The 15,985-nt window shown below is 35.8% G+C and carries 18 protein-coding genes; 4 read left to right on the forward strand and 14 right to left on the reverse strand.

Annotation, left to right across the window (positions count from 1 at the left end; genetic code table 11):
* Nucleotides 1-66: 66 nt before the first annotated feature.
* The 9 genes from nagA to lacD (IV88_RS03595) all read right to left on the reverse strand — a co-directional run bounded on the left by nagA (nt 67) and on the right by lacD (IV88_RS03595) (nt 8,977).
* Nucleotides 67-1,206 carry an N-acetylglucosamine-6-phosphate deacetylase gene (nagA, locus tag IV88_RS03555; protein ID WP_057798835.1) on the reverse strand — a complete coding sequence of 380 codons (1,140 nt, stop codon included), beginning with the start codon at nt 1,204-1,206 and terminating at the stop codon, nt 67-69.
* A gap of 14 nt (nt 1,207-1,220) precedes the next feature.
* Nucleotides 1,221-2,390 (reverse strand): SIS domain-containing protein, encoded by a 1,170-nt coding sequence (locus tag IV88_RS03560; protein WP_057798839.1) that lies wholly within the window; start codon nt 2,388-2,390, stop codon nt 1,221-1,223.
* Between the two features lie 43 nt (nt 2,391-2,433).
* On the reverse strand, nt 2,434-3,180 hold the full coding sequence (locus IV88_RS03565) for a GntR family transcriptional regulator (protein WP_057798842.1): 747 nt from the start codon (nt 3,178-3,180) through the stop codon (nt 2,434-2,436).
* 97 nt (nt 3,181-3,277) lie between these two features.
* The gene (locus IV88_RS03570; RefSeq protein ID WP_057798846.1) at nt 3,278-4,102 is read right to left on the reverse strand and encodes a PTS system mannose/fructose/sorbose family transporter subunit IID; all 825 of its coding nucleotides are present in this window, start codon (nt 4,100-4,102) and stop codon (nt 3,278-3,280) included.
* A complete protein-coding gene (locus IV88_RS03575; RefSeq protein ID WP_057798848.1) occupies nt 4,086-5,009 on the reverse strand; it encodes a PTS mannose/fructose/sorbose/N-acetylgalactosamine transporter subunit IIC in 924 nt (307 codons plus the stop codon). Before IV88_RS03575 ends, IV88_RS03570 begins: the two co-directional genes overlap by 17 nt.
* Before the next feature lie 18 nt (nt 5,010-5,027).
* Nucleotides 5,028-5,519, reverse strand: coding sequence for a PTS sugar transporter subunit IIB (locus IV88_RS03580; RefSeq protein ID WP_057798850.1), 492 nt, complete (start codon nt 5,517-5,519; stop codon nt 5,028-5,030).
* A 46-nt stretch (nt 5,520-5,565) separates the two neighbouring features.
* A complete protein-coding gene (locus IV88_RS03585; RefSeq protein ID WP_057798852.1) occupies nt 5,566-7,575 on the reverse strand; it encodes a hypothetical protein in 2,010 nt (669 codons plus the stop codon).
* Nucleotides 7,576-7,588: 13 nt separating this feature from the next.
* On the reverse strand, nt 7,589-7,978 hold the full coding sequence (locus IV88_RS03590; protein ID WP_057798855.1) for a PTS sugar transporter subunit IIA: 390 nt from the start codon (nt 7,976-7,978) through the stop codon (nt 7,589-7,591).
* Between the two features lie 15 nt (nt 7,979-7,993).
* Nucleotides 7,994-8,977: a tagatose-bisphosphate aldolase gene (gene lacD, locus IV88_RS03595; protein WP_057798856.1), complete on the reverse strand. Its 984-nt coding sequence runs from the start codon at nt 8,975-8,977 to the stop codon at nt 7,994-7,996.
* Between the two features lie 127 nt (nt 8,978-9,104).
* On the opposite strand from lacD (IV88_RS03595), the gene IV88_RS03600 reads away from it, so the two are divergent.
* Complete coding sequence (locus IV88_RS03600) at nt 9,105-9,767, forward strand: histidine phosphatase family protein (protein ID WP_057798859.1); 663 nt, start codon at nt 9,105-9,107, stop codon at nt 9,765-9,767.
* 179 nt (nt 9,768-9,946) lie between these two features.
* Here IV88_RS03600 and IV88_RS03605 read toward each other — a convergent pair whose 3' ends face one another.
* From IV88_RS03605 to IV88_RS03625, 5 genes are read right to left on the reverse strand one after another with little or no spacing between them, the layout of a single operon-like run.
* A complete protein-coding gene (locus tag IV88_RS03605; protein ID WP_057798861.1) occupies nt 9,947-10,612 on the reverse strand; it encodes a DUF4867 family protein in 666 nt (221 codons plus the stop codon).
* A gap of 22 nt (nt 10,613-10,634) precedes the next feature.
* On the reverse strand, nt 10,635-11,636 hold the full coding sequence (gene lacD, locus IV88_RS03610; RefSeq protein WP_057798863.1) for a tagatose-bisphosphate aldolase: 1,002 nt from the start codon (nt 11,634-11,636) through the stop codon (nt 10,635-10,637).
* Nucleotides 11,637-11,680: 44 nt separating this feature from the next.
* Nucleotides 11,681-12,199, reverse strand: coding sequence for a galactose-6-phosphate isomerase subunit LacB (lacB, locus tag IV88_RS03615; RefSeq protein ID WP_057798865.1), 519 nt, complete (start codon nt 12,197-12,199; stop codon nt 11,681-11,683).
* A gap of 13 nt (nt 12,200-12,212) precedes the next feature.
* Nucleotides 12,213-12,641 (reverse strand): galactose-6-phosphate isomerase subunit LacA, encoded by a 429-nt coding sequence (lacA, locus tag IV88_RS03620; protein ID WP_057798867.1) that lies wholly within the window; start codon nt 12,639-12,641, stop codon nt 12,213-12,215.
* A gap of 15 nt (nt 12,642-12,656) precedes the next feature.
* The gene (locus tag IV88_RS03625) at nt 12,657-13,421 is read right to left on the reverse strand and encodes a DeoR/GlpR family DNA-binding transcription regulator (RefSeq protein ID WP_057798869.1); all 765 of its coding nucleotides are present in this window, start codon (nt 13,419-13,421) and stop codon (nt 12,657-12,659) included.
* 238 nt (nt 13,422-13,659) lie between these two features.
* On the opposite strand from IV88_RS03625, the gene IV88_RS03630 reads away from it, so the two are divergent.
* The 3 genes from IV88_RS03630 (at nt 13,660) to IV88_RS03640 (ending at nt 15,983) form a co-directional block, all read left to right on the forward strand.
* Nucleotides 13,660-14,160 (forward strand): PTS sugar transporter subunit IIA, encoded by a 501-nt coding sequence (locus IV88_RS03630; protein WP_057798871.1) that lies wholly within the window; start codon nt 13,660-13,662, stop codon nt 14,158-14,160.
* A gap of 12 nt (nt 14,161-14,172) precedes the next feature.
* Entirely contained in the window at nt 14,173-14,475 is a 303-nt protein-coding gene (locus tag IV88_RS03635) for a PTS sugar transporter subunit IIB (RefSeq protein ID WP_057798873.1), read from the forward strand.
* Between the two features lie 86 nt (nt 14,476-14,561).
* The gene (locus IV88_RS03640; protein ID WP_057798875.1) at nt 14,562-15,983 is read left to right on the forward strand and encodes a PTS galactitol transporter subunit IIC; all 1,422 of its coding nucleotides are present in this window, start codon (nt 14,562-14,564) and stop codon (nt 15,981-15,983) included.
* Nucleotides 15,984-15,985 lie beyond the last annotated feature (2 nt).

The following is a 15,985-nucleotide window of genomic DNA, read 5'->3' on the forward strand; positions in this document are numbered from 1 at the left end:
GCTTGACTTTGGGTAGAAAAAAAGCATAACGAATTATTAATTCAAATTCGTTATGCTTTTTATTTATTATTCTGCTTTTACACCATCTACATACGTTTCCTGTAGTTCCATATTAGGACTTAAAATGATGAAGCCAGCTTCACGGCCTGGTAAGATTTTTCCACAGCTATCACCAATTCCAGCACTATTTGCTGCAGTAGCAGATGCCATACGGATTGCTTCTGCAGGGCTTGCTATATTCCAATCCACTACATTCTTAATAGCATCCTTTAACTGCAAAATGCTTCCTGCCAAACTACCACCATCAACTAATCTAGCAGTACCCTTCTCGACAATAACTGGGAATTCACCCAAAATATAGTTTCCATCTGGCATTAATCCGGCCTTCATACAGTCAGTTACTAGAGCAATATGGTTTTGACCTTTTAATTTAATTAATGTCTTAACAGCAGCCGGATGAACATGATGACCATCGCAGATTAATTCATCAACAACATTGTCCATTGCCATTGCTGCTCCAACCATCCCAGGTTCTCTATGATTCAAACCACTCATACCATTATAAGTGTGGGTAAACATCTTAGCTCCTGCCTCCACACAAGCTTTGGCTTGATCGTATGTTGCATCACTATGGCCAAGTGCTACAACTACGTTTTCAGAGCTTATTTCTCTAGTAAACTCAACGGATCCATTTTTTTCTGGTGCTATAGCAATCTTGCGAATCATTCCTTTAGCTGATTTTTGCCACTTATGGAACTCTTCAATACTTGGATTGTTGAAGTATTTAGGATTTTGGGCTCCTTTATGCTTTTCAGTGAAATATGGGCCTTCAAAGTAAATACCTTGAATCTTAGCTCCTTTGTTATTGTCCAAAGAGCTTATAGTCCTAACCACATCGTTTAGTTGATCAGAACTGGCTGTTAGTGTTGTTGGTAACCACGAAGTAACTCCGCATTGTAATAATCCTTTAGACATCACACGCAGGCCGTTTTCATCATTATCCATCACATCATGATTTAACAAACCATGAATATGAGTATCAACTAATCCTGGAGCAATCCATTGTCCCTTTTTATCAATAATTTTTCCTTCTGGTTTTTCACTGCTAAATTGACCAAAGGTACCATTATCTTTAATTTCTAAGTAACCATCGTTTTCAGTTGCATTTTCTAGAAAGAACTTATCAGCATAGATATAATAACTCAAATCATTATCCCCTTTTAGTTAAATTCATGGATTGTAACACCCTTAACAACACGATTAACAGTACCTGTAGCTGATGGTGTATCTGGAGTGTTTTTAACTTTTAGAGATGTCATTAGAGCTAATACTTGAGCAAACATAATATCTGGAAATGCTAGATAAGCATCTGGCAAACTAACTGTTCCTTTTTCGAAGACGAAGTTATCTCCATCGAAGTTATTTGAACTACTTTGTCCAATTCCCATAACTGTTGGGGCAATCTCATCATGTTTTACTTCTTCAAGAATATCAACATCATATTGACGTACATAATTCTCGTTGCTCAAGAAATCAAAAACAAGCGATTTTGAGTTAACAAATGATTTAGGTCCATGACGGAATCCCATTGAGCTATCGAACATAGCTGCTTTTTGTCCAGCTGTTAATTCTAAAATTTTTAGTTGAGCTTCGCGCGTTAATCCCGAAAGACCACCTGATCCTAAATAGATGATTCTTTCAAAGTCAGTATCTACAATAGCTTGAATTTCGCTTTCGCGTTCAATAATTTCAGTTCCAATTTTTGAAATACTATCTACATATTCACTTTTGTTGGAATCCATAGCCGTATCGAAAACAAGTAAAGAGGTTAACATCATACAACTGAAGCTTCCTGTCATAGCAAAACCCTTATCATTTGATCTTGCAGGTTGAAGAAGGACTAAATTATTTGCGTCTCCTTCTGCATGTTTTGCCAATTGACCTTCTGGTGCACAAGTAATTGTTAGTTGCCATAAGTTCTTGATAACTTTTTCAGCAATATCAACTGTTGCTACACTTTCTGGGCTATTACCACTGCGTGCAAATGAAACTAAAATTGTAGGAGTATCCTTTTCTAAATACTGCATTGGCGTTGATACAATCTTTGTAGTATCAATTGCTTCAAATTTAAATCTACTTCGATCACCATGTTCAGTTAAATAGGGTGCAACCGTATCTCCTACGTAAGCAGATGATCCAGCTCCTGTAAAAATAACCCTAACTACTTCACTTGTACTCTTAGAAACACTGTCTAAAAACTTTGTAATTTCATCCTTTTTAGTTGAATAATTATCAAAGGCCTCTTTCCAAAGTTCTGGTTCTTGTTGTATTTCTCTAGTTGTAATGTTTGCCCCTAGTTTTGTTAACTCTTCATCTGTTTTCTTAAACATTTTTGTATCCCCTTTCATAACTCTTTAAATAAAAAACGCTTTTTTATGAACGTTTCTTATTCTCATATCTTATTTTATAAACAAAGTGATCACTTCTAGCACTACTAATCGTATATTCAATAACTTCGTTTTTTTGATTGTATGTTGTTCTGTTCAACATCATTCCTGGAGAATCTTCTGGAACCTGCAATACATGTGAATCTTTATCCGTAATTCTAACTGCAGAAATTTCTTCATCAGCAACACTAACTATTTCATCAAAATCTTCAGAAAAGACCGAATACAAAGCACGGTGCTTTTTCTCTAATTCATCAATTGATAGACTAGAAAACTTATAATAAGGCAAATATGTGCGATCAATCATAGTTGGTATACCATCAGCTATACGTAAACGCTTGAGCTTTAACATCTTATCCATTGAACCTATCTGTAACTTAGATCCAAAGTACTCACCCGCTTCTCTAATTGAGTATTCCAATATACGAGTTTCTGGAGTTCTACCAATCGCCTTCATTTGTTCAGTAAAACTATATTCATCACCTAAGCTAGTTGGATTTTCCACCAGTTTAGCTACAAATGTACCTTTACCATGTTTACGATAAATAAATCCCAATATTTCTAATTCATTGAACGCTTGACGAACCGTATTTCTACTTACAGAATACATTCGCATAATCTCTCGTTCAGATGGTAATTTATCATTTGCCTTATAGTTATTTTTTATATTTTTTCTTAATCGGTCTACCAGTTGTTCATAGAGAGGCTGATTCTTCGCGCTTTTCAGTTCCATTATTATTCTCCAAGATTTTGTTATAAAAGGGTCTGGAAGTAATATACCACACCAGGCCCTTTTATTTTACAAAACCTAAAATTCGTTTTTTAAAGCATTACATTGCTTTACCTAAAACGCCGAGTGCTGATAATGCAACAGCTACAATAATAACGATGAAAATTGCTCGTGTAGATGTCATTCTCTTACGACCCAATAGCCAATAGATACCACCGACAATCAAGGCTGGAACTAATTTTGGCATGATCATATCGATTTTATCTTGGAAATTAACTGCCATCTTACCTAAGTGGGCAACATAGATAATCTTTGTATTAACCATTGTTGCAGCTAAAGCTCCCACAACATAAACGCCAAGTAATGTTGCAGCATTTGTTAATGCATTCAGTTGGCCTTGCATTGCAGTAACAAGGTTTACACCTTGTTTATAAGCAAATTTCAATTGAACCCAACGGAACCACATGATTACAAAGTTGACTGCCATCCATAGAAAGGCGCCAATAGCATTCCCTTGAACCGCCATATTAGCTGCGATGGCTCCCATAATAGCAGGAACTAGGGCTGCAAAGATTGAATCACCAATTGCGGCAAATGGTCCCATAAGACCTGACTTGATACCAGCAACTGTTTCAAGTGACTTTGTACCTTCTTTTTCTTCGATGGCTAAATCAATACCTTGAATAATTGTGTTAAAGAAGTTACTTGTGTTGAAGAACTGATTTTGCATCTTCATGATGTCGCGTAAATCTTTAGTCTTGTCACCATACATTTTACGAAGTTGAGGAAGCATGATATATAGATAACCTGATCCTTGCATTCGTTCGTAGTTCCAACCCCATTGGTTGAAAAACAAACTACGTATATTAATCTGTCTAAAGTCTTTATCTGTTAATTGATATTTCTTGTTAGATTTCGTCTCCATGAATTTCACCATCCTGTTCTTCAGAGTTTTCTGTATCTACTTCTTTTTTAGGACCATTTGTCGATGAAGCTGAGAATGTTTCACTACTTGTTGAGCGTTTATACTCAATCATAGCTAATGCAAAACCAATCAAAGCAATTGCTAACATTGGAAGACTAGCGAATGCTGTTGTGAAGCTCTTGTTCATACCAGCAACTGTTGTTCCTAACAAACCGATGTTTGAGTAAACTGTTGAGAATAATGCGGTAACAACAAATCCAATAACCAAGTATGGGAAGTGTTTCTTTACTGGTAAATATCTTAGTAAAATTGCAAAACCTACTGCTGGAAGCAATGCTCCGGCTGTTGCTAATCCATTACTTAGCCAAGCGAGATTGTCATTCATATAAGCAACCGCTGATCTAACAAACGGACCACCGAATGCTAAAGCTAAGAACACTGGAATTCCACGTGATAATGTCCATGGAAATACTCCGTATAAATAGTTTCTTTCAATACCCTTGTAATTATCTTGGTCAATCATTTTATCTACTCGGTGCTGGAAGAATGTATTTGCAAATCGAGCAAGAATATCTGTTTGAATCATTAAACTTGCTACTGGAACACCTAAAGCTGCAACAGCAACTTCTGGCTTCATTCCAGCTCCGATAGCAAAAGCTGTAGCCATAACTGTACCTGAGTTTGCATCAATTTTAGATGCTCCACCAAATGTTCCGACACCCAAAACAGTTAATTGTAAACTACCACCAATAATCAGACCTGTCTTTACGTCACCCATGACTAGTCCCGCAATCAATCCAGCCCAAACCGGTTGACTTAAACTTGATTGAATTGTTAATTCATCCATAATCTGATACATGGAATATGCTGTTAAAATAATTACTTGCCATATTGCAATTGTGCCCATATTAATTACCTCCCCTTATTATTTAGACTTAAACTTTTTCAATATTTCCATAAAGTTCTGTGCATTATCACCCGGTACCATTTGAGCTGTAATTTTAACGCCTTTTTCATTTAAAGCATTAAAAGCATCTACATCATCCTGAACAACATTTATTGAATTTGTAAGTTGAGTTGTTTCATCAGTTTGTGACATATTACCAACATTGATGGTTTCTAAATCAACACCATCATTAACTAAATCCAACAAAATTTGTGGTCTCTTCACAACAATAAATACTTTTTGTGAATTATATCCGCCTCGTTTAATATGTTCAGCAGCAGTTTTTTCTGGTAATACGCTTAGATCTATTCCTGCTGGCCTTGCTAGTTTTAGTCCTGCCTTTTCAATATCACTTGATGCAACCTTGTCGTCAATAACCATAATTCTTGAAATTCCTAACTTTGTTGACCATAAATTCGCTACCTGTCCATGAATCAAACGTCCATCAATACGAACAGCTGTAATTGCCATAACGTCGTCCTCCTTAAAGCGCTTTCATTTTATTGTTATTAAAAAATCATTTTTTTAAAATTAGTATCGTTTCCATTGGGCTCAGTTGATAGTCAATTTTGCCAACTCCATTATTCCAACTGCACTGAACCACCTCATTGATAACCTCGTCTTTCTTTCTAAAATTAATAGTATAAGACTCATTTTCATCTGATAAATGTAATTTAATCCCATCATACAAATCAGTAGTAAAGTTTGAAATATATATTTTTTCGCCTTCTACAACTAACTTAACTCCGGGCATATCAACTAAATATGGAAGATCAAATTCTTGAAGTGCCTGTTTCAAGGCATGTTCCTTGATAGTATGGTACTCACCTTCCCACCCATATTTATCGTCAAATCCAATTGGCATAATTAAGGATTTTTCAGTTAATACCATGACTGGACCGACTCTTTCATGCGACGCCGTGTACGCTTGCGATAATACTTTTATTTGACTAGAATTCTTATAGTCTATTTTGAGATAGTCTCCGACATGCTGTAGTAATGTAACTCTAGGGTTTTCGATTCCATCAAATGACGACCCACTAAACTCTTCATATGACTGTTTACCACTTCTAGCCTTAATCCAGGTTGCATCTGTTGCCTTTACCAAGTTAAGCAAAGAGCGATTTTTTAGTACACTTACGCTCTCACCATCTAACAGTACAAAGTTATTAGAAAATAGTTTAACTATTTTTTGATCCGTTAAGTTTCTTAGTAACTGTCCGCTAACGGCGATTACTTCATTTTCTAGATCTTTAGACTCTTCAGAATAGTTAACCGGCGATGTTGAAAAACCTAGTGCACTCACTAAGGATAACCATTCACTTTCTTTCGGAAGTAACTCTGTTGGATTGGTTCCATTTTCAGTTTGAATCGTATACGCAGAATCTTGATTAATTAAAATTTTTATACCAGAAATATTGCTTAATGAAATACGATTATTAACACTGAAGTTCAGCCAATCCTTGGAATCCCTTAGCATCCGTGCATAATCAAAGTAACTATCAATTCCGTTACCAATCATGTCAAACAAATTAAGTAAAATTCCGTTTGCTCCTGATAAAGTTGAGCTTTCCAATTGAAATTGGGTAAATCGACTTGATTTAGCATACTGAGAATACATGTAATTCTCTAGTTCTGGATATAAATCCGCTTCTTCCCCAACTTGCATCGTAGTAATTCGAGTATACCTATCAAAGTCTCTAGAATATCTAAGTGGTGAAACCTCATTATAGGCTGGTAGATGAGGTCTGCTTACTCGAATCTGTGTTCCACTCAATGCATTAAATAATCCTTGCCAATCCCTTCCTTCTACAGCATGCCAGTCTGGAAATGAACTCATTAGACTCAATCGAGTATCTGAAGAAACGTTAGACACTGCTTTCTTTACCAGTTGTGCAACATCGATCATTTCTTTACGTGCAACGTCAAGATAGATCCTGCGTTCTTTTGTTGGCTTTCCTGGTCTCAAAACTGCTTTAACAAATTCTTCCCTACTAATAGTTCTTCCAAGTAATTTAGAATAGATTTCCATATGCTTCTCACAAAAGCATCCAAGCTTAATTGGTGTGTGATTATAATGTCTAAAGTCATCTTCAAACCATAACTCTTTAGGATGGATAGAAGCATACTGACTATAAGCATCTACCATGTAATTCTGCCATTTTTCATCAGCAGGACATGCTATAGAACCGCTTCTATTGCCTAAATAATCAACCATCGTAGAAAACCCTAGTTTAGGATTAACAGTAGTACCACGATCGCTGTGCATTAACGTAGTCCATGGATTTAAGCTTGTACTAATATTAAGACGCTTCAATTTTTCCGATATAGGAAGAATTGCATCCAACCATATTTGTCTCTCAGCTCGTGTCTGGTGTCCTTGATTTAGTTCTTCAGGATTTATGAAGAAGCAAACATTATCTATTCTTGCATTCTTACAAAAGTCTATTAATTCATCTTCTTTTTGTTCTGACCAAAACTTTGGATCTAATGTAAAGCGCAATGAATAGTAAAACGTATCATTCATACTTATTACCTCGCTACATCAGTTTTTCATTAACATCAATAACTCCAGCTTTTGCTTCCTGAATCATAGTATCTTTGCTAAAATCACTTCCCATCATAATCTGATTTGCATAACTTACGACCATTGGTAGGTTAAGACCACTGACCACTTCCAGATTTGGAAACTCTGCTAGTAATCTCACAACAACGTTAGATGGTGTTCCGCCTAGTAAATCAACAATAACTACAATACGATCAGATCCAGCTTCCTTTATAAAGTCTTCAGCTGAACTTTGTAAATCCTCAGGTCCTTGGTTCGGTTGCAACCCAACGGCCTTGGCATCGTTAATAGGTCCCAGAATCATCTCGGCACTTTTTAAAGTTTCAACTGCCATATTTCCATGACTCATTAATAAAAGTTTCATATTATTTTTACCTCCCTATTTAACTTTATTAAACCAAGATGTAGCAGTTTCGTTTAACACTTGGTTCAATTCTTCAATATTTTTACGGCCTTCGGTCTGCATCCATTTCCGTCCAGCTCCTTCGCTCTCACCAGCAAATGGTTGAATTGAGTTACGCCACGTTGCTCTACCACACAGCACTCCATTAAATGTAGAACCAGCTTCTTTGGCAAACTTCAATTCGTCTTGGAATAGTTCTGCTGAAACTCCTGCACTTAAGAAGATGAATGGTAAGTTAGTCGCATCGCTTTGTTCTTTATAATACTTAAGAGCTTCTTCTCGACTATAAACAACGTCGTCAGGGGTATCCGCATAGCCTTCTACATATGCTTGGTTAACTGGGACCTCTAACTTCAAAACATCAATTCCATATTTTGGTTTTGAAAATTCTTTAGTCATCTCAATAACTTTATGTGGCTTAACCTTGGCATATTCTTTACCTACAGCGTCGTCAATATTTGCATCATAAGAAACTAATTCTAAGAAGAATGGTAAATCTTCTCCGCGACACTCGTCGCCTAATCTTTCAATGAAGACTTGTTTGCGTGAATTAATTTCTTCACCTTCATCTACGTCGTAATAAAGTAGGAACTTAATTGCATCTGCCCCTTCTTCCTTTAATTTACGAACAGACCAGTGATCAAGAATATCTGGAAAACGTCCAGGCTCAGTTACATCGTAACCCGTTTTTTCATAAGCTGTTAATAATCCCGCACCTTTTGCTCTTGCTTTTGCCGCCGGCAAACCATATTCTGGATCTAGTAGAATACCAGTCGCATAGGGAGTCAGCTCTTCAGAAATAGCTACCTTAAAATCTTCGATTTCCTCTTGAGTTGCTTCTTTACCACTAGCCTTCTCAATCATCTTCTTCAATGATCCACGTTGATCAATCGCTAAGGCATTGATAATACCTTTGTCATTTGACAAAGCTTTTAAACCGTTTAACTTTCCACTTGTCACAAGTCTTCAGCTCCTTTATAATTTAACTGGTTGGTACCAGTTCCACCTAATATACTAACTGGTTGGTACCAGTAAGTCAAGAATGAATTATTATTTTTTTAATAAAAATAGAAAGTGACCCAACACAATGCAAAAACAAAAAGAATTGACAATATACTTAATACGGCATGGCGAAACATATTTAAATAAATATAATCGCATGCAAGGATGGGCGGATACGCCATTAACACCAGCTGGAATTGAGCAAGTTACCAATGCAGCAGATAAGGTCGCCAATATAAAGTTCGACAAATATTATTCAAGCGACTTATTGCGTGCAGTGTCTACAGCTGAAATTTTTAAAAAAGAAAACGTTAATACAAATTCTGAAACTCATAAAACAATTCAAGTACCAGAGCTTCGCGAAGCATGCTTTGGATATTTTGAAGGAGCAGATGGATCAGCCACTTGGAGTCAAATTTGCCGGCCTTTAGGATATCCAGGCATAGATGAATTCTTATCTGAGCATACATTTTTGGATGCTAGAGATATTATGAGTAAAGCCGATCCATTTAAAGATGCTGAAAATAGCAAAGCTTTTACTAAGCGTATTCGCTTAGGTCTAAAAAAATTAATTGATAAATCCGATGATCAAGATACCATTTGCGTTATCTCACATGGTGATGCCATTAGAACTATCATTCAGATGTTGGATCCATCAATCGATGTTCACCTCCCAATTAAAAATGGCAGTATAAATATAATTACGTACAAAGAGGGAAAATTCTTTATCGATGCATATAATAAATAAAAATTGGCAGCTAGATTTTTCTCTAGTTGCCAATTTTCATATATATAACATTAAAATGGATCTTTAACCGGAAATTCTTTTAACTGTCGGTCAATCATATCTCTATGCATTTGTTCCAACTTATCAATTTCCTTTAGTTCTTCATCTGTGGGCTTGTCTGCCATGATAATCAGACTCCTTTAAATTGAATTAACTTCAATCAGTTTTCCTAACACACCTGGTAATATTCCCTGACTAATTTTATCAGTTCGTGTTTTGTGTGCTAACTGAAATTTATTTTTCTTAACAACCATTCTGTTTGATGATTTAAAATGATCCGGCAAGATTTGGTTTGTTCCCTGCAAAACTATCACAATTGCTTTGAAGCCAGACTTTTCAACTTCTATAGGGCTATAGTGCAATGTATCACTGTACATTTCAAAAACTGTTCCTTTTGGAATAAAGAATAGTTCCGCATGTTTCTCAGCATTATATTCCTGGTTTTCAATGTCTGAACGTTTTCCTAGAGCCATCACAACATCAGTAAAAGTTATATTAACCTCACTACCCTGATGAAACTCAATAGCAGAAAATGAATTACAATGTCCCAAACATTCTCCTGCTGAGACGCTCATGCCAGCGTAAATATCTCTTTCAATATCTTTAATAATTTTCGTTGCTTCAATTTTATCGTTGTCAACGACATAGCTATTAGTATCCGAAATACTGACTTTATCCATATACTTATTTAATTCAGACAAATCATAACCTGAATACACTATTCCATACTTCTTAAACTCACTATCATCTAAACTGTGGATTATTAAATCCTTGTTTTTTTCTTTTAGCTCATCTAATTTTGACATTTAAAAACTTCCTTTGATTAAATTATCCTTCAACCTTACTGAACCATGAAGTTGCAGTTTCATTTAATACCTTATTAAGTTCTTCAATGTTTTTGCGTCCTTCATTTTGCATCCACTTACGGCCACTTTCTTCACTTTCACCAGCAAATGGTTCGATAGAATGACGCCATGTTGCACGGCCACAAAGGACTCCGTTAAATTCTGATCCCGCCTCTTTAGCAAACTTCAACTCGTCTTGGAATAATTGTGCTGAAACTCCGGCACTTAGAAAAATAAATGGCAAATCTGTAGCTTCGCTCTGTTGTTTGTAGAAACTTGCAGCTTCTTCTTTAGAATAGATTGCTTCTTGACCATTTTCTGTAAATCCTTCAACAAAAGCCTGGTTAACCGGCACTTCAAGTTTCAAAACATCAACACCATATTCTGGTTTTGAAAATTCCTTTGTCATTTCGATAACTTTATGTGGTTTTACTTTTGCATACTCAGCGCTCTTAGCATCATCAATATTTGCGTCATAAGAAACTAATTCTAGGAATAATGGTAAGTCTTCTGCTTTACATTCATCACCGATTCGTTCGATAAACGCCTTTTTACGATTGTTAATTTCAGAATCTTCATCAGTATCATAGTACAGAAGGAACTTGATTGCGTCTGCACCACGAGCTTTCAAACGACTTACTGACCAATCATCAAGAATATCTGGGAATCGGCCTGGTTCTGTTGCATCATAACCTGTTTTTTCGTAGGCAAACAACAATCCAGCATTTTCATCTCTGACTTGTGAAGCAGGAATACCATATTCTGGGTCCAGTAAAATACCTGTTGAATAAGGTGTTAATTCAGAAGAAATTGCAACCTTGAAGTCTTCAATTTCTTTTTGATTAGATGGCTTACCACTTGCAGCCTCAATCATCTTTTTTAAAGAACCTCGTTGATCAATTGCCAAAGCATTAATAACTCCATCCTTACTAGAAAGCGCTTTCATTCCTTGCAGTTTTCCACCACTTATTTTTCTAATTGACATATTATTCTAATCCTCCAACTCTATTTTTATTTGATTCATTTTAACTAATCGTGATATACGCCTTTAGCCCACTTTTCATTTTCAGCATCGAAGAAATGTGGATTATCTTTTTGTTCTGGGTTTGGTGTTGCAATGTTGTTAATTTTCTCAATAATCTTCTTGTTTTCAGGTGTTTCTTTATATTCAGAATTTAAGAATACAGAGATAATGTCTTCACACAAATGTTCACCGACTGTAGCTCCACCAAATCCGATAATATTTGCATTCAATTCTTCTTTTGCATAACGTGCAGCAACTAGATTTGAAACTAATGCTGCTCTAACACCTTCATTCTTATCTGCAGCAGTACTGATACCAATTCCTGTACCACAAAGAACAACTCCTAAGTCTGCTCGGCCGTCAGCAACATCTTCAGCAACTCTTTTTCCGTAGATTGGATAATGTGTTCTTGATGTATCATATGTCCCTTCATCAATAACAGTGTGTCCTAAAGACTTTAAAAAATTAGATAATTGAATTTTTGTTTCTGTAACAATATGGTCATTACCAATTGAAATAATCATTTCAAGATCCTCCTTAAATCATTTTTTCTAGCATATCTAGTCGTACTTGGTGACGTCCGCCTGCATATTCTGTATCAAGATAATATTGAACGATGTTATAAGCTAACTTTTCAGCTACAACTCCTGATCCAATTGAAATGGCCTTTGCACCATTATGCATAGCCGTCATATGTGCTGTGTTTTCTTCAATAACATTCGCTGTAACCATGCCTTTAACTTTGTTGCTTGCCATTGCTGAACCAACACCATATTCATCAAACATAACAGCCTTCTTAACGCCTTCTTTTAAGACCTTATCTGTCACTGCCAACGAAGAATCAACAAAATCCTCTTGAGGTGTTTCACTAACATCTTCAACTTCATATCCATTAGTCTTTAAATACTTTTTAACTTTTTCTTTCAGTTCAAATCCATTTTTGTCTGATCCTAATACTACCTTCATAACTTATATCTCCTTTTAGTTAGATTTAGATACAAATACTCGTGTAATTGAAGCGTAATGATTAAGAATCTCATCATCTACACTATTGTCAGTAATTAATCCATCGACATCTTGTAAATTATAAAATTGATAGAAATCATCGTGATTTAGTTTATTATGATCGGCCACAACATACTTTTCCTGGGACTGATTTAAAGCAATGGACTGTGTTTCTCCTTCATCAGGATTTGCATTCATTAGACTGTTATCCATAATTCCATTAACACCAACAAACGCTTTATGCATCCTTATGCTCTTTAAAAAATCTTGAGCTAAGCTTCCAATAAAAGCTCCACTTCTGCTTCTATATGTTCCACCAACAAGACAAAGTTCATAGTCATGTTCGTCTCTAAACCTCTCAAATACTGGTAGACTATTTGTTACTATTCTTAAGTCTTCAACATTTAAATATTTAGAAACTAGTTCATTTGTTGATCCCGGTCCTAGGAAAATTGTTTCATTATCTTCAATCATCCCTGCCACTTGCTTTGCAATTTCATTTTTCTCTTCCAAATGAATTTGTCTTTTCTGTATATAGGAAGGCTCATTCTTGTTAGCAAAGTTTATGCTTTGTGCACCACCGTGAACTCTAACAATTTTTTCTTCTTTTTCTAATTCATCAAGATCTCTTCTTATAGTCATAGATGAAACGCTCAATGAATCAACCAAGTTCGTAACTGTTACGACGCCTTCCTGATTCACTGCATCGAGAATCTTAACCATTCGCTCGTTTTTTAACACCAGCACCGCCTCCTTATCTATGTAGATTATATGATACTCCAAAAACAAACTGTTCGTTTATGTTCGTTTCTGTTTCAAAATGAGAATAATATATAATTTAAAGAAAGTCAATAGCCATGCTAAAAATATTAATTTATTTTCTTATTGACATTTGAAAGCGCTTAATTATAATAAGACTTGTAAAAACAAATAAACAAAAGCGAACATTTATGAACTTTTGTTATCAAGGAGGTGCCAAATGAATAGTATTGATGTTTCATTATTTGATAGCGACATCGTCTATGTTTCTAAGGCGAACTCTCGCAGAGAAGTATTTAAAGAAGTATCTGATGATTTATTTAAAAGAGGTTATGTGAAGGAATCTTTCCTTGATAACCTCAACACTAGGGAGGATGCATATCCTACAGGAGTCGATATGACCCCTGTATCAACGGATTACCCAAATGTTGCAATTCCACATACTGAGGCTAACTTCGTTTACAAACGAAAGATAGTTCCAGTAAAGTTGGAAAATCCTATTCAGTTTCACAATATGATTGATCCCTCACAAAAGATAGAAGTTGAGTTTTTATTTATGATTCTTAACAACGATCCAGAAGGTCAAGCAAATGTATTAGCTGAGATTATGGACTTTCTAACACAAACTCCCAAAGAAAAATTATTAGAATTCTTTGGAAGTGACTCAAAAACTGATATTTTTAATTTTTTAGAAAATAACTTTACTAAGGTAAGTAATTAGGAGGAATTTAAAATGATTAAAATGTTAACTGCTTGTGGTGCTGGTGTTAATTCAAGTCATCAAATTAAAGATGCTGTTGAAGCAGAGATGAAGAACCGTGGATATGATGTTTCCGTTGACGCTGAAATGATTAAGGACGTAACACCCGAAATGATGAAGGGCGTTCAAGTATTTCTACCTATTAACAAACCAGATTTAGGATTCGATATCGATATACCTGAAATTGATGCTGGAGCAATTCTATATAGAATGCCTGCAATGGCTCAGCCAGTTTACGACAAAATCGAAACAGAAATTAAAAAAATCCAAGCTTAGCAATATTTTGGATCAAGGTAGTAAGTCTTTGGTCCATTACATAACTTTGTTAGATTCAAAAATTAAATATTAAAGGAGTGAAAATAATGCACGCAATAATTCAATTTGCTAATGCAGTTTTTAACCCAATTATCCAACTTGGTGCGGCACCAATTATGTTAATTGTTCTGACGTTACTTGCTTGGGCATTGGGAGTTAAGTTTTCAAAGGCTCTTGAAGGTGGTATTAAACTTGCCATTGCTTTAACAGGTATTGGAGCAATTATTAATTTATTGACAACTACCTATCAACAACCTCTTACAGACTTCGTTAAGTCAACAGGTATTAACCTTTCCATTACTGATGTTGGATGGGCTCCACTTGCAACAATCACTTGGGGTTCTCCATACACACTGTTCTTCCTATTAGTAATGGTTGTAGTCAACTTGGTTATGTTAAGTCTCAAATGGACTAACACTTTGGATGTTGATGTCTTTGATATTTGGCATATCTCATTCACAGCTTTGATGGCTATGTACTTCGGTGCAAACTTATTTATCGCTACATTGCTAATTCTTCTTATCGGAGTTCTTAAGATTATCAACTCAGATTTGATGAAACCAACATTTAACGACTTACTTGATGCACCTGATGATAACCCTATGACAACAACTCATTTGAACTACATGATGAACCCTTTCATTATGATTCTTGATAAGTTGTTTGATAAGATTTTCCCTTGGTTAGATAAATACGACTTTGATTCCGCTGACCTTAATAAGCGAATCGGATTCTGGGGTAGTCACTTTGCCATTGGTGTTTATCTAGGTGTATTCATTGGATTACTATCACGCCAAGATCCTAAAGAAATTTTGACTTTAGCATTTATTGGTGGTGTTTGTTTGGAACTATTCTCACAAATCGGATCATGGTTTATCGCAGCCGTTGAACCTTTATCACAAGGTGTTACAGACCTTGCCAACAAACGTCTAAACGGACGTAAGTTGAATATCGGTTTAGATTGGCCATTCTTAGCTGGTCGTTCAGAAATTTGGGCTGCTGCTAACGTTCTCGCACCAATTATGTTAGTTGAAGCACTTATCTTACCAGGCAACCGTATCTTACCTTTAGGTGGAATTATTGCCATGGGTGTTACACCAGCATTATTAGTTGTTACTCGCGGTAAAATCATTCGTATGATTGTTATCGGTGCCATTGAAATGCCTCTATTCCTCTGGGCCGGAACATTAAGTGCACCATTCGTTACAGGTGTTGCAAAACACGTTGGTGCCTTTCCCGCAGGATTACATGCCGGTACACAAATTGCTTCATCAACTAAAGAAGGACCTATCGAACAATATCTTGCATACTTGGTTGGTAAAGCATCAACTGGACAAATTGAATTTATTCTTTACGCTCTTCTTGCACTCGCAGCTTACGTACTTATCTTCTGGTGGTACGCTCGTCAAATGAAGAAACGTAACGCAATTTATGCAGCTGAAAAAGAACAAGCTAACGCTGAAGCATAATA

This window comes from Pediococcus argentinicus (assembly GCF_001437605.1).
Lineage (GTDB): Bacteria > Bacillota > Bacilli > Lactobacillales > Lactobacillaceae > Pediococcus > Pediococcus argentinicus.

What these genes read in the sequence shown, in the direction of transcription:
- IV88_RS03560 (WP_057798839.1), bottom strand. Translation starts at nt 2,390, where the DNA reads ATGTTTAAGAAAACAGATGAAGAGTTAACAAAACTAGGGGCAAACATT.
- lacB (WP_057798865.1), bottom strand. Translation starts at nt 12,199, where the DNA reads ATGATTATTTCAATTGGTAATGACCATATTGTTACAGAAACAAAAATT.
- IV88_RS03605 (WP_057798861.1), bottom strand. Translation starts at nt 10,612, where the DNA reads ATGTCAAAATTAGATGAGCTAAAAGAAAAAAACAAGGATTTAATAATC.
- IV88_RS03630 (WP_057798871.1), top strand. Translation starts at nt 13,660, where the DNA reads ATGAATAGTATTGATGTTTCATTATTTGATAGCGACATCGTCTATGTT.
- IV88_RS03575 (WP_057798848.1), bottom strand. Translation starts at nt 5,009, where the DNA reads ATGGGCACAATTGCAATATGGCAAGTAATTATTTTAACAGCATATTCC.
- lacA (WP_057798867.1), bottom strand. Translation starts at nt 12,641, where the DNA reads ATGAAGGTAGTATTAGGATCAGACAAAAATGGATTTGAACTGAAAGAA.
- IV88_RS03640 (WP_057798875.1), top strand. Translation starts at nt 14,562, where the DNA reads ATGCACGCAATAATTCAATTTGCTAATGCAGTTTTTAACCCAATTATC.
- IV88_RS03585 (WP_057798852.1), bottom strand. Translation starts at nt 7,575, where the DNA reads ATGAATGATACGTTTTACTATTCATTGCGCTTTACATTAGATCCAAAG.
- IV88_RS03590 (WP_057798855.1), bottom strand. Translation starts at nt 7,978, where the DNA reads ATGAAACTTTTATTAATGAGTCATGGAAATATGGCAGTTGAAACTTTA.
- IV88_RS03580 (WP_057798850.1), bottom strand. Translation starts at nt 5,519, where the DNA reads ATGGCAATTACAGCTGTTCGTATTGATGGACGTTTGATTCATGGACAG.
- lacD (WP_057798863.1), bottom strand. Translation starts at nt 11,636, where the DNA reads ATGTCAATTAGAAAAATAAGTGGTGGAAAACTGCAAGGAATGAAAGCG.
- IV88_RS03635 (WP_057798873.1), top strand. Translation starts at nt 14,173, where the DNA reads ATGATTAAAATGTTAACTGCTTGTGGTGCTGGTGTTAATTCAAGTCAT.
- IV88_RS03570 (WP_057798846.1), bottom strand. Translation starts at nt 4,102, where the DNA reads ATGGAGACGAAATCTAACAAGAAATATCAATTAACAGATAAAGACTTT.
- IV88_RS03565 (WP_057798842.1), bottom strand. Translation starts at nt 3,180, where the DNA reads ATGGAACTGAAAAGCGCGAAGAATCAGCCTCTCTATGAACAACTGGTA.
- IV88_RS03600 (WP_057798859.1), top strand. Translation starts at nt 9,105, where the DNA reads ATGCAAAAACAAAAAGAATTGACAATATACTTAATACGGCATGGCGAA.